Below are 19,177 nucleotides of genomic sequence, written 5' to 3' on the forward strand. Positions count from 1 at the left end.
ACTCAACCGGCGTCTCGGGCGAGGGCTCGGTCGTCGCTCGGACCGGGCTTCGTGCCGGCGGTTCGGCGGGGCAGGCCGAGTGCGACGAGCAGGCCGATGATCATCCCAGCGGCGGTCAGCAGCACCACGACGAACTGGCTGTCGGCGATGGCGGCGTGCAGCGCGACCCCGGCCGTGTGCTCGGTGCCGACCTCGGCGACGGCCGTGAACACCGCCAGGCCGATCGCGTTGCCGAGGTTGAGGCTGGTGGAGGCGATCCCGTTGGCGACGCCCTGCTCGTGGGGCGCGGTGCCGGTGGCGGCGGCGATCCACATCGCGGTCCAGACGATGCCCTGCCCGACGCCGGAGACCACGAGTCCGGGGAGCAGGGTCCCGTATCCGGCGTCGGCGTCGAAGCCGAACGCGAGCGTGACGGTGCCGACGGTGCCGATGACGAAACCGATCAGCAGCGTCCTTCGGGTGCCGATGCGGGTGGTGAGTCGCTCGCCCAGCTGGGTCCCGGTGGCGATCGCGAGCGATGGCACCAGGAAGGCGAGCCCGGTCTGCAGGGCGGTGTACCCGTGGACGCTCTGCATCAGGACGGTGAGGAAGTACGGCAGCACACCGAACGTCGCCATGTAGACGAACGTGACCGTCATGCCGACGGTGAGGGAGCGGTTCCCGAACAGCCGGAACGGCAGGAGCGGGTCCGCGCTGCGGGTCTCGACGACCGCGAAGACCACCAGCAGCGCCCCGGCCGTCACGAGTGCACCGATGACGAGCGGGTCGCCCCAGCCCAGCTCGGGACCTTCCACCAGCCCGAAGACCAGCAGCGTCGCGCCTGCGGTGACGCTGAGCGCGCCCGGGAGGTCGAACCGGCGACGCCCGGTCCTGGCCGGGTCGCGCGGGATGACGAACAGAGCCGCCAGCGCGACGAGCCCTGCGATGGGAACGTTCACGAAGAACACGGCCGGCCAGCCCAGGTTCTCGGTGAGCAGGCCGCCGAGCAGCGCGCCGATCGTCAGGCCACTGGCCCCGGCACCGCCCCACACCGCGAGCGCGCGGTCCCGCCTGGGGCCCTCCGGGAACAGGGTGTTGATCAGCGAGAGCGTGGACGGGAGCAGCAGGGCGCCGCCGATGCCCTGGACGGCGCGGGCGGCGATGATGACGGCGGGGCTGCTCGCCAGCCCGCCGGCCAGTGAGGAGACGGCGTAGAGCGCGAGGGCGAGCACGAAGATCCGGCGACGGCCCATCAGGTCGGCGGCACGCCCACCGAACAGCAGGAACCCTCCGGCGAACACGACGTACGCGCTGACGACCAGCTGCTGGGTCTGGCCGGGGAACCCGAGGTCGGAGCCGATCTCGGGGAGCGCGACGAACACGATGTTGAGGTCGAGCGCGAAGATCAGCTGCGCGAGGGCCAGTACTGCCAGTGTCCAGCCCAGCCGCTGGGTGGCACTGCCGGTGGTCTCTCCCGTCGGCGCGGGTGTAGCGGACATGCGGCGCCCCTTCTCGATCTCGAACGGAGTTGGTGGGTCCGTGCCGCACAGCACGATGGTACGAATACTTACGTACTTTCGTACTGTCGGTCAAGATCGAAGACCGAATGGTTCGAATGTCGCGGTACAGTTCAGATATGGCCTACCGTCACCCGGAACGTGATCAGATCCGGATCGAGGACGTCCTCGCGGCACTGGGCAGCCCGGTCCGGCTCGCGGCCGTTCGAGTGCTCGACGGCGGCGGGGAGCACAACTGCACGAGCGTGCTGGCTGTGCTGGGCGTGACGGCGAAGTCGACGATGACCCACCACTGGCGGGTGCTGCGGGACAGCGGGGTGATCTGGCAACGCCCGTCCGGCCGGGAGAACCTGCTGTCCCTGCGCCGCGAGGACCTCGACGCGCGCTACCCCGGCCTGCTCGGCGCGATCCTCCACGGCGCGCAGAGCGACGACGCGGTGCGAGCCGTGTCCGAGCCGGCTGCCGGTGCGATCTCGGCCTGACCGGGTCGCTCAGCCGAGCTGTTCGGCCAGCCCGACGATGATGCCCTCGGGCCCGCGGACGTAGCAGAGCCGATAGCTGTCCTCGTACTGCGTCACCTCACCGACGAGCTCGGCGCCGTGGGTGCGCAGGCGGGCGACGACGTCCTCGATGTCGTCGACGGCGAACATGATGCGACGGATGCCCAGCGTGTTCACGGGGGCGTCAGCCGACTCGGAGCGGATCGCCTTCGGCGTGTGGAACATCGCCAGCTCGATGCGGCCGTGGCCGTCCGGGGTCCGCAGCATCGCGACCTCCTCCCGGACGTCGTCGATCCCGATGATGCGCTCCACCCAACGTCCCTCGACCGGCCCCTTGCCCTCCAGCTCCATGCCGAGTTCGACGAAGAACGAGATGGTGGCGTCGAGGTCTTCGACCACGATGAGGACGTTGTCCATCCGCTGGATCGCCATGTCGATCTCCCTGGTGTTGCGCGGCCCCGGTGGCCGCATCCGACCTGAGACGGAGCCGCGAGGCCGTTCTCGACATCCGGCCGGTGTGCGCGGGCGTCAGAACCGGTAGCGCAGGATCCGTCCGACGTCGCGGAGCTTCGGCAGCAGCGCGACCACCCGCAGCTGGATGCGCCCGGCCAGGGGGAGCAGGTCGAGACCCGGCATGTCGACGCTGCGCAGCGCGTCGAGGAGCACCAGCCCGTCGTGCCACGCCTCGAGCTCGTGCGGGTCGTCGATGCCCCAGTGCAGCGTGGCGCCCGCGTTGCGGACGGCCGGCACGAGCTTCTGCAACCGGATGCCGATGGTGCCGTAGCAGTCGAACAGCAGCTGCCCGCTCGGGAACCGGCGGGTGATGCGCTCGATCAGCCGTCGGCCGTCCTCCTTCCGCAGGTACATCGACAGGCCCTCGAACACGGCGACGGTCGGGCGGTCGGCCGGCACCGACTCCAGCCAGTCCTCGTCGGTGACCGAACCCCTGACCAGGCGGTAGTCGCCGGCCGGGGGCGGCAGCAGCCGCTCGCGCAGCGCCACGACGTCGGGGTGGTCGAGGTCGACCCACCGGACGCCGGGCGGGACGCCCAGCCGCTGGGCGCGGGTGTCGAGCCCGCACGCCAGGTGCAGCACGGTCGCCTCGGGGTGGGCGGCGAGGAACTCACGCGTCCAGGTGTCGAGCTGCCGGCCGCGCAACGCGACACCGGCCGCGGTGGTCGCGGTGATGCCGGTGCGGCGGAAGTCGTACTCGATCCGCTCGACGGCCCGGGCGGCCGCCTCGTCGTGCAGGACCGAGCGCGGTGCTCGGCTGTCGAGGGCGCGGCCGTAGAGCGTGGCGAGCATCGTCTCCGGCGCCCCGGTCAGCGCGATCTTCTCCCGCTCCATGGGCCGGAAGCTACTCCCGGATCACCGAGGGGCCCGCTCCAGCTCGGGCGTCGCCGTCTCGAGGGGGACGTTCGGGCCCCGCACCAGCCCCAGCTGCACGGTCTGGCGGGGCAGCACCGCGTCGAGGAGCCAGTCGGCGGCGGTACGGGCGCGGTTGGTCGGCATCGACAGCAGGTGGTAGCCGCGGGTCACGGCCTTCGCCGGCAGCCCCGCCAGCGGCACGTGCAGCGGGTTGGCCGCCGCCTCGCGCCCGCCCAGCTCGACGACGAACCCGAGGTCGTGGTGGCGGTAGCGGCGCGGCGTCCCGTGCCCGAGGGACGCGGCGACGTTGCGTGCGGCGAGCTTGCCCTGCCGCGTCGCGTGCTGCGCGGTCATCGCCGTGACCTCGCCCGGACGGGTCAGGTCGGGCACGGCGGCCGCGTCGCCGCATGCGAACACGTCGGGGTGGTCGGGGACGGTGAGCTGCGGGTCGACGACGAGCCGCCCCTTCTGCGTCCGGAGGCCGATGCCGTCGACGAGCGGGTCGGGCCGCACCCCGACGCACCACACCAGCGTGCGGGTGGGCACCTCCTCGCCGGTCGTGAGGCACACGTGCTCGTGGGTGGCCTCCTGCACCGACTGACCCGTGCGCACCTCGACCCCGCGCTCGCGCAGCACCCGGTCGGCGGTGCGGGACAGGCGGTGGTCGAGCTCGGGCAGCACGCGCTCGGCAAGGTCGACCAGCAGCCAGCGCACCGGCTGGTCGCGCAGTGCGGCGTGCTGGCGCACCAGCGCGTCGGTGAGGAGCGGGCCCTGCGCCGCGACCTCGGTGCCGGTGTAACCCGCGCCGACCACGACGAACGTGCAGCGCGCCTCCCGCTCCCGCGGATCATCGGCGGTGGCGGCCAGCTCGATCTGGCGGGTGATGTGGTCGCGCAGGTAGAGCGCCTCCCGGATGCCGCGGAAGCCGTGCGCGTGCTCGGCGACCCCGGGGATGGGGAGCAGCTTGTTGACGCTGCCCGCGGCCAGCACGAGCCGGTCGTAACCCAGCTCGTGGCGGCCGCCTTCCGGGTCGCTCCAGCCGACCCGCCGCTCGGCCAGGTCGACGGCGTCGACCTCCCCGAGCACCACCCGCACCCCGGGCAGGGTGGCCGCGAGCGGCACCGTGATGCGGCGCGGCTCGATCACCCCGGCCGCGACCTCCGGCAGCAGGGGCAGGTAGAGGAAGTAGTCGGTCGGGTTGATCAGCACGATCTCGGCCGTGTCGCCGACCCGCTTCGCGAGCGAGCGCGCGGCGCTGTGCCCGGCGAACCCGCCTCCGACGATCACGACCCGTGGACGGGAGCCCGGCTGTGCCGGTCCCGGATTCGTCGACGCCATGGCCATCGCCTACCCGCGGCGCCCGACCGGCAAGCACCGCCTCCAGCGCCGACTACCCTCTGTCGCTGGCGCCCTGATCGGACGGCGTCAGACGGGAGTGCAGCAGCATGTGGACCCTCTCCGGCTTCGCCGACGAGATCTCCCCCGACCTCGATGAGCAGTGCCGGGTCCTCGCCGACCTCGGGATCCGCCACATCGAGTTCCGCAGCGCATGGGACAGGAACGTCCTCGACCTCGACGACGACCAGCTGGAGACGGTGCGGGCGACGCTCGAGCGCGCCGGCATCGGCACCTCCTCGGTCGGCTCCCCGATCGGCAAGATCGGGGTGCTCGACGACTTCGACGCCCACCTGGTGCGCATGCGCCGCGCCCTCCACGTGGCCCGGGTGCTGCAGGCGCCCTACATCCGGCTCTTCTCCTTCTTCATCCCCAAGGGCGACGACCCGCACACGCACCGTGACGAGGTGCTGCGCCGGATGAGCGCGCTCGCCGCCGAGGCCGAGGGCCACGACGTCGTGCTGCTGCACGAGAACGAGAAGGAGATCTACGGCGACACCCCGCAGCGCTGCCTCGACCTCCTGGAGTCGGTCGGTTCGCCGAAGCTGCGGCTGGCCTGGGACCCGGCCAACTTCGTGCAGGTCGGCGTCACGCCGTTCACCGACGGCTACGCGAACCTGCGCCCGTACCTGGAGTACCTCCAGGTGAAGGACGCGCTGCTGGCCGACGGCACCGTCGTGCCGGCGGGGGAGGGCGACGGCGAGGTCGAGGCCACGGTGCGCGCGCTCGTCGCCGACGGCTACGACGGGTTCTGCTCGATGGAGCCGCACCTCGCTCTCGCCGGTTCGCTCGGCGGGTTCTCCGGCGAGGACCACTTCCGCCGGGCGACCACCGCGTTCACGCAGATCCTGGACAAGGTGGGGGTGGAGTACCGGTGACCGTCCGGTTCGCGGTGGTCGGCTGCGGGGTGATCGGCGCGCTGCACGCCGAGGTGCTCGCCGCGGGCGAGGACACCGCCGTCAGCGTGCTGGTCGACACCGATCCGGCAGCGGCCGAGTCGGTGGCGGTCCGGCTCGGCGGCGCGACGCCGATCACGACTTCCCTCGACGCGGCACTGGCTCGCGACGACGTCGACGCGGTGGCGATCTGCGTGCCCAGCGGGGCCCACGCGCAGATCGCGGTGGCGGCCCTGGAAGCGGGCCGGCACGTGGTGGTGGAGAAGCCGGTCGACGTCACGATCGAGGCGGCCGCGCCGATCGTGGCGGCCGCGGCGGCTGCGCCGGCGGGCACCGTGGCCACGGTGATCAGCCAGCACCGCTTCGACCCGGCCAGCGTCGTGGTGCGCGACGCGATCACCGCGGGCCGGTTCGGCCGGGTCACGTCCGCCGTCGCGACGGTGTCGTGGTGGCGCAGCCAGAGCTACTACGACTCCGGGGCGTGGCGCGGCACGTGGGAGCTCGACGGTGGCGGCGCTCTGATGAACCAGGGCGTGCACACCGTCGACCTGCTGCTCTGGTTCCTCGGCACGCCCGTCGAGGTGACGGCGCACACCGGGCTGCTCGCGCACGAGCGGGTCGAGGTGGAGGACACGGTCGCCGCCGTCGTGCGGTTCGAGTCCGGCGCGCTCGCCACCCTGCACGCCACCACGGCCGCCTACCCCGGCCTCTCCGTCCGGCTGCAGGTGCTCGGCGACGCCGGCTCGGCCGTGATCGACGACGACCGGCTCCGCTATTTCCACAGCAAGGAGCTCGCGGCCGCCGAGGCAGCGGGCGACGCCGGGGTGAGCGACAACCAGGGCGACCGCTCCGACCAGACCGCGCTCGTCCTCCCGGCCGACGAGGAGCACGACCCGGCCCACGGCCCGATGTTCACCGGGCACGCCCGGCAGTACCGCGACATCGTCGACGCGATCCGCACCGGCCGCCGTCCCGGCGTCACGCTCGACGACGCGCTGCTCGCGCTGGCCACCGTGCGGGCGGTGTACGAGTCGGCCCGAACGGGCGGCCCGGTCCGGGTGACCGACCTGCTCGCGGCGGTGCGCGTACCCGCCCCGTAGCGGATCAGCGGCCGGCGAGCAGCCACCGCTGCAGGATCGCCGTGAGGGTGGCGGGCGCCTCGAGCTGGATCAGGTGCCCGACACCCTCGACGACGTGCAGCTGCGCGCCGGGGATGAGCGCGGCGAGGCGGCGGCCCTGCTCCACGGGGAGCCAGGGGTCGGCACCACCCCACACGACCGTGACCGGCAGGTCGATCTCCGGGTACCGCGGCTCCACCTCGTCGGTGAACCGTTCGTCGGCCTGCGCCATCTGGCGGTAGAGGGCCGCCTGCCCCGCATCGCTCAGCCAGGGGCGGACCAGCATCTCCTCCTCCGCGGGGGCGAGGGGGCGGGCACCGGCGCCGCGCACGTACTGCCGGACCAGCCCTTCGTGGATGGCCGCCGGGATCCGCGTGAACACGTCGACGTTGTCGCGGACCAGCCGGAGGAACTCCGTGCCCCACGGCGCGAGCGCCACGGCGTCGACGAGCGCGAGCGACCGGTACCTCGCGCCGTGCAGCAGGTGGGCGCGCAGCGCGACCACGCCGCCGTAGTCGTGGGCGACGACGTGCGGTGCCTCGAGGTCCCACTCCGCCAGCAGCGCTGCGAGGAGCTCCCCCTGCGTCCCCAGCGACACGTCCTGGCCGTCGGCCATCGTCGACGTCCCGTACCCGGGCATGTCCCACAGGTGCACGGTGAACTCCGCGGACAGCGCGTCGGCGATCGGCTCCCACAGCGCCGACGACCACGGCGTGCCGTGGCAGAAGACGACGGCCGGGCCGGAACCGCGGCGCGACCAGCGGACCTCGTTGCCGCGCCAGGTGAAGATCTCGGTCAGCACGACGTCCACGCTAGGCCCTGTACCAAGTGGTACAGTCTCGCGCGTGGAAGGGGACGCGAAGGCGGCGCTGCTGGCGTCCGCGATCGCCCACCTCGCCGAGCACGGCCTCGGTGGCGCCACGCTCCGCAGCATCGCCTCCGCGATCGGCACCAGCCACCGGATGCTGATCTACCACTTCGGTTCCCGGGACGGGCTGCTGCTCGCGATCGTGCGCGCCGTCGAGGAGCAGCAGCGAGCCGCGATGGCCGAGCTCGCCGCCGACCCGGGCGCGTCGGCGCCCGACCTGTCCCGGCGAATGTGGGAGCGCGTCGCCGACGCCCGGTTGCACCCGCACGAGCGGCTGTTCTTCGAGCTGTACGGCCGCGCGCTGCAGGGTGACCCGGGCGCGGCGCCGATGCTGACGTGGGTCGTACCGGCGTGGCTCGACCAGCTCACCGCGTTGCTCACCGACCGCGGGATGCCCGTCGACCAGGCCCGGGCCACCGCGCGCCTCGGCCTCGCGACCGTACGCGGGCTGCTGCTCGACCTGCTGGCCACCGGCGACCGCGCGGGCGCGGACGATGCCGTCGAGCTGTTCATCAGGAGGCTGACATGAGGACCCAGCGGATCGCCGCCGAGGCGACCACGGAGGCAACTCCCGAGGAGGTCTGGCACTTGCTGTCCGACCGGTCCACGTGGCCGAGCTGGTCGCCGCTCGGGTCGCACGCCGGCGTCTCGCCGGGCGCGGACGGCGACCCGGACGGGGTCGGCGGCATCGCCGAGTTCGTGACCGGCCGCCACCGGGTGCGGGAGGAGATCGTGGAGCGGGAACCCCTCCACCGGCTGAGCTACGCGCTGCTCTCCGGGCTGCCGCTGCGCGACTACCGGGCCGTCGTGGAGCTCACGCCATCCGGCGCGGGAACCCGCATCCGGTGGAGCTCGACGTTCGTCCCGGAGCGTCCCGGAACGGGCTGGATCTACCGGCTCGCCCTGACGCGGGTCCTCCGAGGCACGGTCACCGGGCTCGCAGCGGCGGCACCGGCCCGCCGCCGCTGATCACTCCTCGTCGGCGGGTAGGTCGGTGCTCACCGGAGCCCAGCCGGCGCCGAGCTCGTGCATGCGGCGCAGCTCGGCGAGCCCCGCGAGCCAGCCCGCCTCGTGCTGGGCCGCGCTGTCCAGCTCGTCGTCGCCGAACCCGCTCTGCACGAACGTCAGGTGCGTTCCGCCCGCCGAGCCGGTGAGCTCCCACCGCACGACGGCGCCCGCCCCGTCGGCGTAGACGAGCACCTCGCCCGGTTCGAACTCGCTGATCTCGCCGTCGAGCCCGAACGAGATCCGCCCGCCGACCCGCGGGTCGATCTCGGGTGCCCAGCCGAACCAGCGCTCGACCTGCTCCGGGTCGACCAGCGACGCGAAGACGCGGTCCGGCGGGGCGGCGATGTCGAGCTCCGCGCGGATCTCGCGCGAGCGGTCGGGGCCGAAGTCGGCCCGCAGGGTGGACGCGCGCCCGGCGAGGTGCTCGGCGAGCTCGACGAGGGCGAGGCCCCAGAACGTGTGCATGGAGTGGCGGCCGTCCCGGCGGCCCTGCGGGGCCATCAGCTCGTCGAGCGTCGGCATCCGGTCCTGGTGCAGCGTCAGCTCGGTGTGGCCACCGGACATCGCCAGCTCGATCCGGACCTCGGTCTCGATCCCGTCGAGCGTCCACGTGAACGCGAGCAGCCGGTCCGGTTCCGCCGTGACGAGGCGGTGCCGCCCCCGCTCGCCCTGGGGCACGCCGCGGCCCCAGAACGCGAAGCACCCCGCATCGAGATCGACATCTGCGTCGTCCGCGAGCCACGCCCGCAGGGACGGCGGGGTGGTGAGCGCGTGGAACACGGTGGCCGGGGGCGCCGGGAGCCGGGCCTGGAGGCCGAGTGCGTGGCCTTCCGCGGTGGTGGTGGTGTCACTCATCGGGGCTCTCCTTGAGATAACAGGCCACGGCGAGCCGGAACACCTCGCCTTCGCTCCCGCCGTGGCGAGCGAACAGGTCCTGGAGCGTCGAGCGCAGGTCGTCGAGGAACGCCTTCCGGCTGCCCGGAGGCAGGCGGATCTCGCCGGAGACGCCGAGCGTGGAGAGATCGCCGACGGGCCTGCCCTCCAGCCGCACGAGGTCCGTCTGCACGTCCTCGACGAGGTTCAGCAGGTAGCCGAGGCTGAGCTGGTCCTGCGCGCCACGTCCGCCGATCGGGCCGACGAGGCGCGGGGAGAGCCAGTACGAGCGCGCGACCGCCTGGTAGATGCCCTCGGAGATGCCGTGGACGCGGCGCTCGTCCACCCGGTCGATCAGGCCGGCGTCACGCAGCCGTTGGACGTGGTAGTAGACGCGCTGCGCCGACTGCCCGAGCGCAGCGCCGACCTCCGTGCACGACCGCGGTTCGGCCAGCTGACGCAGCACCTCGACCCGCTGGGGCTTGAACAGCGCCTCCGCCTGGTCGAACCGGTCGACCAACAACAACTCCTTCATGATGAGGAAAGTTTTGACGTAAAAGAGTTACTTGTCAACCGCTCCGGGTAGTCCCGATCATCGGCGCGGCAGATCGGAGGCGGCGATGACGGCCACTGAGGTGCGCAAGCACGACGGTGAGATGCCGTCGAGCGTGACCGGGAAGCTGTCGATCTTCGACCGGTTCGCGTCGGCGGTGAACGAGTTCGTGTCCCGGCCCTGGTTCTTCGTGTTCTGCGTGCTGCTCGTCGTGCTCTGGGCACCGTCGTTCGTGGTGCTGCCGAGCATCGACACCTGGCAGCTGATCATCAACACGGCCACGACGATCGTGACGTTCCTGCTGGTGGCACTGTTGCAGAACACCCAGAAGCGCGCCGACGACGCCGTGCAGAAGAAGCTGAACGCAATCGCCGACGGGCTGTCGGACCTGATGGACGAGCTCGCCGGTGACCACCCGGAGCTGCGCGACGACTGCGTGGAGCTGCGCAAGGCAGTGGGTCTGGAGGACCGGGAGAGCGCGGAGGACTGACGCCGCCCTCGCGGTCCGACGCTTGCCTCGAAATGACGGGAACGCCTCCCTCGCTCTGCAAGAATCGGAGCTTCCAGGGAGGAGGGCCCGTGACGATCCAGCCGGTCGCCCCGCGACACCTGCTGACAGTGGCCGAGTACCTCGAGATCGGAGAGATCGAGCTCGGCTACAGCGAGCTGGTGGAAGGGCGGTTGCTGATGTCGCCGAGCCCAGCGTTCGACCACAACAACGCCGCCCTGGAGCTGGCTGTGGCCCTCCGGGCCCGGCTGCCCGAGGGTCTGCGGGTCGTCACGGATCTCGATGTCGACCTGCAGTTGGTGCCGCCGGACGGGCCCGGCACCGTGCGCAGGCCGGACCTGCTCGTCGCCACCGAGGAGGCTCGCCTGCGGGTGCGTCACGAGGGGGGCGTGCTCCGGGCGTCCGAGGTCATCCTCGTTGTCGAGATCGTCTCGCCCGGATCGGCTCGTACCGACCACGTCCTCAAGCGCAGCGAGTACGCCGACGCCGGCATCCCGCACTACTGGATGGTGGACCCCGCCGAGCCGGTGTCGCTGCTGGCCTGCCACCAGGCCGGCGAGTTCGGCTACGCCGACGACGGCGTGGTGACCGGGACGTTCACGGCCACCGAGCCGTTCCCCGTCGAGGTCGATCTCCGCAGCTTGCGTTGATCCGTCAGTCTTCTTCCGTCGGGTGCTTGACCCGATCTCCAGTCGGGACTACAGTTTCTGGCACGTTGCACGAGCTTCCGCGGAAGCACGAGTGACTCGGGAGGTGGTCGCCTGGACGGCAGTCGAGCATCAAGATCATCTATACCGTTGTCATGTTGATCCAAGGGCCCGGTCGTGACGACCGGGCCCGGTCATGTGTGGGGGAGGGTTCCTCGGTGGGAGTCGACCGGCTCGACGACGAGGACTACCCCGCGGTGACCATGGGGCAGGCCGCGGAGCTGCTCGACGTGCAGCCGGCGTTCCTGCGCAGCCTGGACGCCGCGGGCGTCCTCACTCCCATGCGCTCCGGTGGCGGTCACCGGCGCTACTCCCGGCGGCAACTGGTGCTCGCCACCCGGATGCGCGCCCTGTTCGACGAAGGGTTGAACCTCGACGCGGCGGCCCGGATCGTGGCGCTGCAGGACGACCTGAGTGCGGCTCGCGCCCGGATCGCGGAGCTGGAGTCCCGGCTCGGGGCGCGGAACGGCGACGGCCCCGACCGCTGACCGGTCGGGGCCGCCAACTCGAACTGCGAACTGCGTGCGCTGTCAGGCGTCGATCTGCTTGGGCTCGCTGCCGCTGGCGCCGATGGAGATGCGGCGCGGCTTGGCCCGCTCCGCGATCGGGATGCGCAGCGTGAGCACGCCCGCGTCGTACGAGGCGTCGATGTGGTCGGTGTCGAGGGTGTCGCCGAGGAACAGCTGGCGCGAGAACACCCCGAGGGGCCGCTCGGCCACCTGCATCTCCACGTTCTCGCCGGAGAACGGGCGCCGCTCCGCCTTCACGGTGAGCACGTTGCGCTCGACGTCCAGCTCGATCGCCTCGGCGGGCACCCCGGGCAGGTCGAAGCAGACGACGAAGTGGTCACCCTCGCGGAAGGCGTCCATCGGCATGGCGCTCGGCCGGGACCACGTGCCGGGAGTGTTGCCGAAGACCTGCTGGGTGAGCCGGTCGAGTTCGCGGAACGGGTCGGTGCGCATCAGCATCGCAGGTCGCTCCTTTCATGATCGCGCGATGCTTCCCGAGCGCTGGGTGTCGCTCGGATATCTGCAATGGTAGCTACAGGTTTCTTGCGGCGCAAGAGGTCATAGTCATGCGCTGGCTGGTCCAAGCTCGACACGATCCACGGCTGCAGCACTAGCCGAACCGGTTCCAGAGGTCCGCCACCAGCAGCACGACGAACAGCGCCGACGCCGCCCCGAGCAGCACGTTCGACAGCCAGCTCGACCGGCCGTCGGCCGCGATCCGCTTGGAGTTCAGCAGCATCATGAGCGTGATCCCGAGGAACGGCATGAAGGCGGCCCCGAGCACGCCGTAGACCAGGGTGAGCGCGAACGGGCGGTCGAAGAACAGCAGCCCCATCGGCGGGACCGTCAGCCAGACCAGGTAGGCGCGGAACGGCAGGCTGCGTTCGGCCGCCCTCGCCTCGTAGCCCGTCTCGGTCGCGGTGGAGTGCTCGGTCCGCAGCGACTCGGCCCCCACCTCGGCCGCCGCGCCGTGTGGCAGGCGGATCGTGCGCGTCCAGTCCGCGAACAGCAGGCTGACACCGTTCCACACGCCCAGCAGCGACGTGGTGGTCACCGCGAGGAACCCGACGAGGAACAGGATCCGCGCCCAGTCGCCGTAGCGGGTTCCGAGCTCGGCGCCGAGGACGAGCAGGCCCCGGTCGTTCTCGGTGAGGTCCTGGCCGAGCAGCAGGTTGGCGCCGACGATGAGCATCGCGATCACGAAGATCGCGGTCATGGTGTAGCCGACGGCGTTGTCGAGCCGCATCATCGACAGCCAGCCGGTGCCCTTCCAGCCCTTCGCGATCATCCAGTAGCCGTACGCGGCCATCGTGATCGTGCCGCCGACGCCGCCGATGAGGCCGAGCACGTAGACCACCGAGCCGTCCGGCAGCCGGGGGACGAGGCCACCGGCCAGGTCCAGGAGGTCGGGCGCCACGAGGAAGGCCACGGAGACCACCGACACGAACTTGATCAGCACCAGGACGGTGATGAACTTCTCGAAGATCTCGTAGCGCTGCAGCCACACCAGCACGAGCCCCACGACCCCGGCGATCATGGCCCAGTACCGGACGTCGAGGCCGCCGAACAGGGCGTTCAGCGGGAGCCCCACCGCCGACATCGCGGTGGCGCCGTACACGAAGCCCCAGATCACGATGTAGACGCCGAAGAAGACGGTGGCCCAGCGACCCAGCCGCCGCCAGCCGTCCAGGAGCGTCGAACCCGACGCGAGGTGCCAGCGGCCGACCCCCTCGGCGAGCGCCAGCTTGAGGACCGCGCCAAGGACCGCCGCCCACAGCAGCACGGTGCCGAACCGGGCGCCTGCCACCATCGTGGCGACCAGGTCGCCGGCGCCGACGCCCGCGGCCGCGGCGAGCAACCCCGGCCCGACCTGCTTGACCTTCGCCCCGAACCCGATGGGTGGGCTCGCCGTCCTGGCGTCCGAAGTAGTCATCGCTCCCGCTCCTCGTCGATGCCGGGGGACTGTCGCCCGCCGACCGTAGATCGGCCGGACGGCGACCGCGCACGATCTTTACGGGCTCTTAGGCGACGCCGCGCAAGGTTCAGGAACGCCACGTTCCTGTCCTGCAGGTTCAGGAACGTGGCTTTCCTGAACCTCCGAGGCGCCGACGCGGGGTCCTGCTCGGCTATCCGTGCAGCTCCCGGTACGCAGCCGCCGCGCCCGGGTGCAGCGGGATCTCACCGGTGCCGATCAGCGAGCGCTGGTCGAGGTACTGGGTGCCCAGCGCCGACTCCGGCACCAGGTCGGGGGCCGCGGCCACGAGCGTGCGCGCCACCGCCCCCGCCGTCTCCGGCGGCAGCGCCGGGGTGCAGACCAGCAGGTTCGCGACGCCGACGGTCGGCACCGGCGCTGCTGGTCCGTACGCGTCGGCCGGCACGGTGACGGGCCCGTATACGTCGCCGTGGCGGGACCGCAGCTGCGGCAGGTGCTCGGCGAGCGGCAGCAGCCGGACGGGGCGCCGGGCCGCGAGCTCGGCGAGTGCGGGCGTCGGCACGCCGCCCGACCACAGCAGCGCGTCGGTGGTCCCCGCCTCGAGGGCGCTGACGGCGTCGCGCAGCGGCCGCCGGGTCACGTCCGCGGCGATGCCGGCCGCTGCGAGCAGCCGGTCCCCGAACACGGCCGCCCCGGAGCCGACGGCGCCGAGCGACACCGGGCGGCCTGCCAGGTCGGCGGTGCCCGCTGCCGGGTCCTCGGCCCGCACCATCAGCTGCATGTAGTTCTCGTAGACGCGGCCGATCGCCTGCAGCGGCACCGGCGCGCCGAACGGCTCCTCCCCGCTCCTGGCGGCGAGCGCGATGTCGGTGAGCGCGAGCCCGAGCGCGGCCGCACCGTCGCGGAGCTGCTCGATGTTCTCCACGCTGCCCCCGGTGTTCTCGACCGTGGCGGGCAGGCCGGCCGCCCCGAGCGCCGCGGCGAGCAGCTCGCCGAACTCGACGTAGAACCCGCCCGGCTCGCCCGCGGCGAGCGCGAGGGGGTGCGCCGTCCCGCTCGTGCAGCCGCCAACGAGCGGCGCGGCGAGCAACCCGCGCAGCAGCGCCCGGCGCGAGACCTTGCTCATGCCGGCAGCTCGATCGTCACGACGAGCCCAGCAGCCGGCGGCGACGACACGCGCAGAGTGCCGCCGCGCGCGGTGACCAGGCGTTCCGCGATCGGCAGGCCGAGGCCGGAGCCGCGGGCCGCGCTGCCGGGTGCGCGCCAGTACCGCTGAGTGGCCTGTTGCAGCTGTTCGGCCGGCAGGCCGGGCCCGTCGTCGCGCACCTCGAGCAGCGCGCGCCCGTCATCGCGGCTGAGGGCGACCTCGACGGTGGCGCCGCGACCGGCGTACTTGACGGCGTTGTCCAGCAGCACGTCGAGCAGCTGTTCCACCTCAGAGGCCGTGCAGGCCGCCTCTACGGGCCCCGGAGCCGACCCGGTGACCAACCGGACGTCGGCCTCGCGCGCGACCGGCCGCCAGGCGTCGAGGCGCTCCGCGACGACGGTCGTGAGCTCGACGCGGTCGCCGGGCCGGGCCGCTGCGGCGAGGGCGGTGGCCCGGCTCTCGGCCGACGCGAGGTCGAGCAGCCCGTCGAGCAGCGCCTCGAGCCGGTCGAGCTCCACCACTGTGGAGCGGTAGGTCCTGCGGCCGGCCGGGGCGACGTGCGGGTCGAGGGTGTCGACGCGCAGCCGCAGCGCGGCCAGCGGGTTGCGCAGCTGGTGCGAGGTGTCGGCGACGAGCCGGCGCTGCTCCTCGGCGCTCGTGGCGACGGCGTCCGACATGCGGTTGAAGGCTGTGGCGAGATCGCGCAGCTCGGCGGGGCCCGCCCGCGGGGACACGTGGGCGCCCGGGTGGCCCGCCGCGACCTCCCCGACGCCCGCCGCGAGCTCGCGGATCGGGCGCAGCACCCAGCGGGCGAGCAGCAGTGCGAGCGCCGCGCACGCGAGGGCGGCCAGCAGCGCCCCGAGCAGCACGGCGACCCACGCGACGGTGATGTCGGCGGCCGCTGCGGCGGGCTCCGCCCTGAGCACGACCGCACCTCCCACCTGGGTGCCGGTGCCGATCGGGCGGGCGAGCAGGATCGGGTCGGTCGACCACGGCCGCAGCGCGACCGGGCGGACAGCGGGCTGGTTGCGCAGCGCCGCGTTCACGGCCGCGGCGACGGCCGGGTCGTCGGCGCGCAGCCCGGCCTCGACGATCGCGCGGCCCGCGCGGTCGACGACCGCGACGCCCTCGCCGTAGACGGCGTGGTGGGCCTGCACCTCCCGGTCCAGCGCTGCCGCCCCGGCCGGGCCGGTGGCCTGCTGGGCGAGCGCGGCGAACCGGTCGAGATCGCCCGCCCGCGTGAGCACGAACTCCTGGGTGCGCCCGGCCGCGGTGCTCTGCAGCAGGGGGACCGCGAACCCCGCGACGGCCGCCAGCGCGAACGCCGACAGCACGACCAACAGCCGCCGGCGCATCAGCCACCCAGCCGGTAGCCGAACCCGCGGATGGTGGCCAGCAGGCCCGGCCGGCCGAGCTTGCCCCGCAGCGTCGCGAGGTGCACGTCCAGCGAGCGGGACACGGCGAGGTACGCGTCGCCCCACACCTCGTCGAGCAGCTGCTGGCGGCTCACCGCCGCGCCCGGTCGACGCGCGAGCGCGGCGAGTATGTCGAACTCCTTGGCGGTGAGCGCGACCTCCTGGCCAGCGACCGTGGCGCGGCGGGCGGCCAGGTCGACCCGCAGATCCTCGATCTCCACCACGTCGTCGGCGATGACGTTCGCGGCCCGCGTGCGGCGTACGACCGCCTCCACGCGCGCCAGCAGCTCCCGCAGCCGCACCGGCTTCACGAGGTAGTCGTCGGCGCCGAGGCGCAGGCCGCGCACGACGTCCCGCTCGGCGTCCCGGGCCGTTAGCACCAGCACCGGAGTGGGGGTGATGCGGCGGATCCTGCGCAGCACGTCCATGCCGTCGCCGTCGGGCAGGCCGAGGTCCAGCAGCACGAGGTCGGCGTCGCGCAGGTGCGGCCACACGTCCGCCGCCCGCCCCACCCGCTCGACGCGGTGACCGTGCGTCGCGAGCGCCTCCACCACCGCGCCGGCCACCCCGTCGTCGTCCTCGACCACCAGCACCCGCACCGGCAGAGCCTGCCACGGCCGTTTCGTCGGGTGCACGACCTACGCTGGAGCGATGGCACGACCGCACGTGGTCGTCCACGTCGCGGTCACGCTCGACGGGGCGACCACCGGCTTCACCCCGGCGATCGGGCTCTTCTACGAGCTGGCCGGCACCTGGGCGGAGGACGTCACGCTCGCCGGCGCCGACACGATCCTCGCGCAGGAGCCAGCCCTGCGGGAGGCTCCGCGCGTGCCCGCGCCCGCCGGTGCCCCGTTGCTCGCGGTCGTGGACGGCAGGGGGCGCGTGCGGGAGTGGGCGGCGCTGGGGGCGGTGGGCCACTGGTCCGGGGTGCTCGCGCTCCACGCCGAGACCACCCCGCCGCGGCCGCCCGGTGGGGTCCCCGAGCTGGTCGTGGGCGCCGAGCGGGTCGACCTCGCGGCGGCGCTGGCCGTGCTCGGCGAGCGGCATGCCGCCCGGGTCGTCCGGGTCGACAGCGGTGGCGGGCTCACCGGCGCGTTGCTCGACCGCGGCCTCGTCGACGAGATCAGCCTGCTCGTCCACCCCCGCCTGGCCGGCCCCGGCCATCGCCTCTGGCACGGCCACGCGTCGGGCACCGGCGGGTTCGGTTTGATCTCGGCCGAGCCGCTCGCGGACGGGATCGTGTGGTTGCGCTACCGGAGCGGGAGCTGAGGGTCCACCTCCGGGCGCGTTGCCGCCGGGCGATCGGCCTTCTTCTCCCAGGTCCGGCGGCGCATACTGAGGTGGTCAGCCCCCGTTTGTCGTGGGCGGGAGGGTCCGATGGCCATGGACATGTGGGTCATCTGGTTGATCGCTGCGGTGGGTCTCGTCGTGCTGGAGATCTTCACGCTCACCGCGGCTCTGGGCATCCTCGGCGGCGCAGCCCTGATCACGGCGCTCGGCGCGGCCGCGGGGCTGCCGGTGCCGATGCAGCTCATCGTGTTCTCCGGCGCGGCCGTGGCGGGCGTCGGGCTGCTCGGCCCGGTCGCGCGGCGCCACCTGACGGGTCCGCGCGGTGGCGCCCCGTTCGGGGTGGAGGCGCTGGTCGGCAAGCCCGGGTACGTCGTGCAGGAGGTCACCGGCCGGGACGGGCGCATCCGGATCGGCGGCGAGGAGTGGACCGCGCGGGCGATGGACGACTCCGTCGTCATCCCGGCCGGCGCCACGGTCGGCGTCCTGCACATCGACGGGGCCACCGCCGTCGTCTACCCCAGGGAGTGACCATGGACCTGGCCCTGATCATCACGGGTCTGCTCATCGCCCTGATCGCGGTGGTCACCGTGATGCGGACCGTCCGGATCGTGCCGCAGGCCCGGGCCCGCAACGTCGAGCGGCTCGGCAGGTACCAGCGCACGCTGCAGCCAGGGCTGAACTTCGTGATCCCCTACATCGACCGCGTCTACCCGATGATCGACCTGCGCGAGCAGGTCGTGTCGTTCCGCCCGCAGCCGGTGATCACCGAGGACAACCTGGTCGTCGAGATCGACACCGTCCTCTACTTCCAGGTCACCGACCCGCGCGCCGCCGCGTACGAGATCGCCAGCTACCTGCAGGCCGTCGAGCAGCTCACGGTCACCACGCTGCGCAACGTGGTCGGGTCGATGGACCTGGAGTGCACGCTCACCTCGCGGGACCGGATCAACAGCCAGCTCCGCGGCGTGCTCGACGAGGCCACCGGCAAGTGGGGGCTGCGGGTCAACCGGGTGGAGATCAAGGCCATCGACCCGCCGAAGACGATCAAGGACGCGATGGAGAAGCAGATGCGCGCCGAGCGGGACAAGCGCGCAGCCATCCTGTCCGCCGAGGGCCAGCGCCAGTCGCAGATCCTGACCGCGCAGGGTGACAAGCAGGGGGCGATCCTGCGCGCGGAGGGCGACCGCACCGCCGCGATCCTCAAGGCGGAGGGCCAGTCGAGGGCGATCGACGAGGTGTTCCAGGCGGTGCACCGCAACGACCCCGACCCGAAGCTGCTCGCCTACCAGTACCTGCAGGTCCTGCCGCAGCTCGCGCAGGGGGAGGGCAACACGTTCTGGGTGATCCCCAGCGAGGTCACCTCCGCGTTGCAGGGGGTGTCGCGCGCCTTCACCGAGGCCGTCCCGCGCTCGCCGGCCACCCTGGACCAGCGCCCGAGCGACGACCTGGCAGCCAGGGCGGCAGAGGACGCGGCGAAGGCCGAGGAAGCCGCGGCCGAAGCGGTCGCCGATGCCGCCGTTCCCGACGGCATCCCGCACACCAACGGCGGGCAGCCGCGGCCTGCGCCGGCCGGCGACTAGAGCAGCCCTGGCC

General features: G+C 72.9%; 23 protein-coding genes. 11 read left to right on the forward strand and 12 right to left on the reverse strand.

The window, feature by feature from the left end; translation table 11 throughout:
• Positions 1-2: 2 nt before the first annotated feature.
• On the reverse strand, positions 3-1,478 hold the full coding sequence (locus FB388_RS02555; RefSeq protein WP_142096328.1) for an MFS transporter: 1,476 nt from the start codon (positions 1,476-1,478) through the stop codon (positions 3-5).
• Between the two features lie 137 nt (positions 1,479-1,615).
• Here FB388_RS02555 and FB388_RS02560 point away from each other — a divergent pair, with 137 nt between their 5' ends.
• On the forward strand, positions 1,616-1,978 hold the full coding sequence (locus FB388_RS02560) for an ArsR/SmtB family transcription factor (protein WP_142096330.1): 363 nt from the start codon (positions 1,616-1,618) through the stop codon (positions 1,976-1,978).
• Positions 1,979-1,987: 9 nt separating this feature from the next.
• Here the strand turns inward: FB388_RS02560 and FB388_RS02565 are convergent, their stop codons facing one another.
• The 3 genes from FB388_RS02565 to FB388_RS02575 all read right to left on the reverse strand — a co-directional run bounded on the left by FB388_RS02565 (position 1,988) and on the right by FB388_RS02575 (position 4,702).
• The gene (locus tag FB388_RS02565; protein ID WP_142096333.1) at positions 1,988-2,428 is read right to left on the reverse strand and encodes a VOC family protein; all 441 of its coding nucleotides are present in this window, start codon (positions 2,426-2,428) and stop codon (positions 1,988-1,990) included.
• Positions 2,429-2,524: 96 nt separating this feature from the next.
• A complete protein-coding gene (locus tag FB388_RS02570; protein ID WP_142096336.1) occupies positions 2,525-3,343 on the reverse strand; it encodes a class I SAM-dependent methyltransferase in 819 nt (272 codons plus the stop codon).
• Positions 3,344-3,364: 21 nt separating this feature from the next.
• Positions 3,365-4,702, reverse strand: coding sequence for an NAD(P)/FAD-dependent oxidoreductase (locus FB388_RS02575; RefSeq protein WP_142096339.1), 1,338 nt, complete (start codon positions 4,700-4,702; stop codon positions 3,365-3,367).
• A 107-nt stretch (positions 4,703-4,809) separates the two neighbouring features.
• On the opposite strand from FB388_RS02575, the gene FB388_RS02580 reads away from it, so the two are divergent.
• Together FB388_RS02580 and FB388_RS02585 are read left to right on the forward strand one after the other, a co-directional pair.
• The gene (locus FB388_RS02580; protein ID WP_142096342.1) at positions 4,810-5,637 is read left to right on the forward strand and encodes a sugar phosphate isomerase/epimerase family protein; all 828 of its coding nucleotides are present in this window, start codon (positions 4,810-4,812) and stop codon (positions 5,635-5,637) included.
• Entirely contained in the window at positions 5,634-6,755 is a 1,122-nt protein-coding gene (locus tag FB388_RS02585) for a Gfo/Idh/MocA family protein (protein ID WP_142096345.1), read from the forward strand. The genes FB388_RS02580 and FB388_RS02585 overlap by 4 nt, the downstream gene beginning before the upstream one ends.
• A 4-nt stretch (positions 6,756-6,759) precedes the next feature.
• Here FB388_RS02585 and FB388_RS02590 read toward each other — a convergent pair whose 3' ends face one another.
• A complete protein-coding gene (locus FB388_RS02590) occupies positions 6,760-7,575 on the reverse strand; it encodes an alpha/beta fold hydrolase (protein ID WP_246121517.1) in 816 nt (271 codons plus the stop codon).
• A gap of 43 nt (positions 7,576-7,618) precedes the next feature.
• Here FB388_RS02590 and FB388_RS02595 point away from each other — a divergent pair, with 43 nt between their 5' ends.
• The gene (locus tag FB388_RS02595) at positions 7,619-8,170 is read left to right on the forward strand and encodes a TetR/AcrR family transcriptional regulator (protein ID WP_142096349.1); all 552 of its coding nucleotides are present in this window, start codon (positions 7,619-7,621) and stop codon (positions 8,168-8,170) included.
• Entirely contained in the window at positions 8,167-8,610 is a 444-nt protein-coding gene (locus FB388_RS02600; RefSeq protein ID WP_142096352.1) for an SRPBCC family protein, read from the forward strand. Before FB388_RS02595 ends, FB388_RS02600 begins: the two co-directional genes overlap by 4 nt.
• Here FB388_RS02600 and FB388_RS02605 read toward each other — a convergent pair whose 3' ends face one another.
• Together FB388_RS02605 and FB388_RS02610 are read right to left on the reverse strand one after the other, a co-directional pair.
• Positions 8,611-9,504 (reverse strand): SRPBCC family protein, encoded by an 894-nt coding sequence (locus FB388_RS02605; protein WP_142096354.1) that lies wholly within the window; start codon positions 9,502-9,504, stop codon positions 8,611-8,613. It abuts the gene before it with no gap.
• The gene (locus tag FB388_RS02610; protein ID WP_142096357.1) at positions 9,497-10,057 is read right to left on the reverse strand and encodes a winged helix-turn-helix domain-containing protein; all 561 of its coding nucleotides are present in this window, start codon (positions 10,055-10,057) and stop codon (positions 9,497-9,499) included. Before FB388_RS02610 ends, FB388_RS02605 begins: the two co-directional genes overlap by 8 nt.
• An 85-nt stretch (positions 10,058-10,142) precedes the next feature.
• Here FB388_RS02610 and FB388_RS02615 point away from each other — a divergent pair, with 85 nt between their 5' ends.
• The 3 genes from FB388_RS02615 (at position 10,143) to FB388_RS02625 (ending at position 11,778) form a co-directional block, all read left to right on the forward strand.
• Positions 10,143-10,565 carry a low affinity iron permease family protein gene (locus FB388_RS02615; protein ID WP_211361732.1) on the forward strand — a complete coding sequence of 141 codons (423 nt, stop codon included), beginning with the start codon at positions 10,143-10,145 and terminating at the stop codon, positions 10,563-10,565.
• A gap of 89 nt (positions 10,566-10,654) precedes the next feature.
• Complete coding sequence (locus FB388_RS02620; protein ID WP_246121519.1) at positions 10,655-11,233, forward strand: Uma2 family endonuclease; 579 nt, start codon at positions 10,655-10,657, stop codon at positions 11,231-11,233.
• A 215-nt stretch (positions 11,234-11,448) separates the two neighbouring features.
• Positions 11,449-11,778: a MerR family transcriptional regulator gene (locus tag FB388_RS02625; protein WP_246121521.1), complete on the forward strand. Its 330-nt coding sequence runs from the start codon at positions 11,449-11,451 to the stop codon at positions 11,776-11,778.
• Positions 11,779-11,820: 42 nt separating this feature from the next.
• Here the strand turns inward: FB388_RS02625 and FB388_RS02630 are convergent, their stop codons facing one another.
• The 5 genes from FB388_RS02630 to FB388_RS02650 all read right to left on the reverse strand — a co-directional run bounded on the left by FB388_RS02630 (position 11,821) and on the right by FB388_RS02650 (position 16,893).
• The gene (locus FB388_RS02630) at positions 11,821-12,258 is read right to left on the reverse strand and encodes an Hsp20/alpha crystallin family protein (protein ID WP_142096366.1); all 438 of its coding nucleotides are present in this window, start codon (positions 12,256-12,258) and stop codon (positions 11,821-11,823) included.
• Between the two features lie 151 nt (positions 12,259-12,409).
• A complete protein-coding gene (locus FB388_RS02635; RefSeq protein ID WP_142096369.1) occupies positions 12,410-13,732 on the reverse strand; it encodes an Nramp family divalent metal transporter in 1,323 nt (440 codons plus the stop codon).
• Positions 13,733-13,925: 193 nt separating this feature from the next.
• Complete coding sequence (locus FB388_RS02640; RefSeq protein ID WP_142096371.1) at positions 13,926-14,858, reverse strand: TAXI family TRAP transporter solute-binding subunit; 933 nt, start codon at positions 14,856-14,858, stop codon at positions 13,926-13,928.
• Complete coding sequence (locus tag FB388_RS02645; protein WP_142096374.1) at positions 14,855-16,234, reverse strand: sensor histidine kinase; 1,380 nt, start codon at positions 16,232-16,234, stop codon at positions 14,855-14,857. The genes FB388_RS02640 and FB388_RS02645 overlap by 4 nt, the downstream gene beginning before the upstream one ends.
• The gene (locus tag FB388_RS02650) at positions 16,234-16,893 is read right to left on the reverse strand and encodes a response regulator transcription factor (protein WP_142096377.1); all 660 of its coding nucleotides are present in this window, start codon (positions 16,891-16,893) and stop codon (positions 16,234-16,236) included. Before FB388_RS02650 ends, FB388_RS02645 begins: the two co-directional genes overlap by 1 nt.
• 52 nt (positions 16,894-16,945) lie before the next feature.
• Between FB388_RS02650 and FB388_RS02655 the strand changes: the two genes are divergently transcribed.
• From FB388_RS02655 to FB388_RS02665, 3 genes are all read left to right on the forward strand, one after another.
• On the forward strand, positions 16,946-17,563 hold the full coding sequence (locus FB388_RS02655; RefSeq protein ID WP_142096380.1) for a dihydrofolate reductase family protein: 618 nt from the start codon (positions 16,946-16,948) through the stop codon (positions 17,561-17,563).
• Between the two features lie 108 nt (positions 17,564-17,671).
• Entirely contained in the window at positions 17,672-18,112 is a 441-nt protein-coding gene (locus FB388_RS02660) for an NfeD family protein (RefSeq protein ID WP_246121523.1), read from the forward strand.
• A 2-nt stretch (positions 18,113-18,114) separates the two neighbouring features.
• Complete coding sequence (locus FB388_RS02665; RefSeq protein ID WP_170225443.1) at positions 18,115-19,164, forward strand: SPFH domain-containing protein; 1,050 nt, start codon at positions 18,115-18,117, stop codon at positions 19,162-19,164.
• The last annotated feature ends 13 nt before the right edge of the window (positions 19,165-19,177 follow it).

It is taken from the genome of Pseudonocardia cypriaca (assembly GCF_006717045.1).
GTDB lineage: Bacteria > Actinomycetota > Actinomycetes > Mycobacteriales > Pseudonocardiaceae > Pseudonocardia > Pseudonocardia cypriaca.

What these genes read in the sequence shown, in the direction of transcription:
- FB388_RS02565 (WP_142096333.1), bottom strand. Translation starts at nt 2,428, where the DNA reads ATGGCGATCCAGCGGATGGACAACGTCCTCATCGTGGTCGAAGACCTC.
- FB388_RS02640 (WP_142096371.1), bottom strand. Translation starts at nt 14,858, where the DNA reads ATGAGCAAGGTCTCGCGCCGGGCGCTGCTGCGCGGGTTGCTCGCCGCG.
- FB388_RS02580 (WP_142096342.1), top strand. Translation starts at nt 4,810, where the DNA reads ATGTGGACCCTCTCCGGCTTCGCCGACGAGATCTCCCCCGACCTCGAT.
- FB388_RS02610 (WP_142096357.1), bottom strand. Translation starts at nt 10,057, where the DNA reads ATGAAGGAGTTGTTGTTGGTCGACCGGTTCGACCAGGCGGAGGCGCTG.
- FB388_RS02660 (WP_246121523.1), top strand. Translation starts at nt 17,672, where the DNA reads ATGGCCATGGACATGTGGGTCATCTGGTTGATCGCTGCGGTGGGTCTC.
- FB388_RS02600 (WP_142096352.1), top strand. Translation starts at nt 8,167, where the DNA reads ATGAGGACCCAGCGGATCGCCGCCGAGGCGACCACGGAGGCAACTCCC.
- FB388_RS02630 (WP_142096366.1), bottom strand. Translation starts at nt 12,258, where the DNA reads ATGCTGATGCGCACCGACCCGTTCCGCGAACTCGACCGGCTCACCCAG.
- FB388_RS02645 (WP_142096374.1), bottom strand. Translation starts at nt 16,234, where the DNA reads ATGCGCCGGCGGCTGTTGGTCGTGCTGTCGGCGTTCGCGCTGGCGGCC.
- FB388_RS02655 (WP_142096380.1), top strand. Translation starts at nt 16,946, where the DNA reads ATGGCACGACCGCACGTGGTCGTCCACGTCGCGGTCACGCTCGACGGG.
- FB388_RS02555 (WP_142096328.1), bottom strand. Translation starts at nt 1,478, where the DNA reads ATGTCCGCTACACCCGCGCCGACGGGAGAGACCACCGGCAGTGCCACC.
- FB388_RS02560 (WP_142096330.1), top strand. Translation starts at nt 1,616, where the DNA reads ATGGCCTACCGTCACCCGGAACGTGATCAGATCCGGATCGAGGACGTC.
- FB388_RS02605 (WP_142096354.1), bottom strand. Translation starts at nt 9,504, where the DNA reads ATGAGTGACACCACCACCACCGCGGAAGGCCACGCACTCGGCCTCCAG.
- FB388_RS02615 (WP_211361732.1), top strand. Translation starts at nt 10,143, where the DNA reads ATGACGGCCACTGAGGTGCGCAAGCACGACGGTGAGATGCCGTCGAGC.
- FB388_RS02575 (WP_142096339.1), bottom strand. Translation starts at nt 4,702, where the DNA reads ATGGCGTCGACGAATCCGGGACCGGCACAGCCGGGCTCCCGTCCACGG.
- FB388_RS02635 (WP_142096369.1), bottom strand. Translation starts at nt 13,732, where the DNA reads ATGACTACTTCGGACGCCAGGACGGCGAGCCCACCCATCGGGTTCGGG.
- FB388_RS02570 (WP_142096336.1), bottom strand. Translation starts at nt 3,343, where the DNA reads ATGGAGCGGGAGAAGATCGCGCTGACCGGGGCGCCGGAGACGATGCTC.
- FB388_RS02665 (WP_170225443.1), top strand. Translation starts at nt 18,115, where the DNA reads ATGGACCTGGCCCTGATCATCACGGGTCTGCTCATCGCCCTGATCGCG.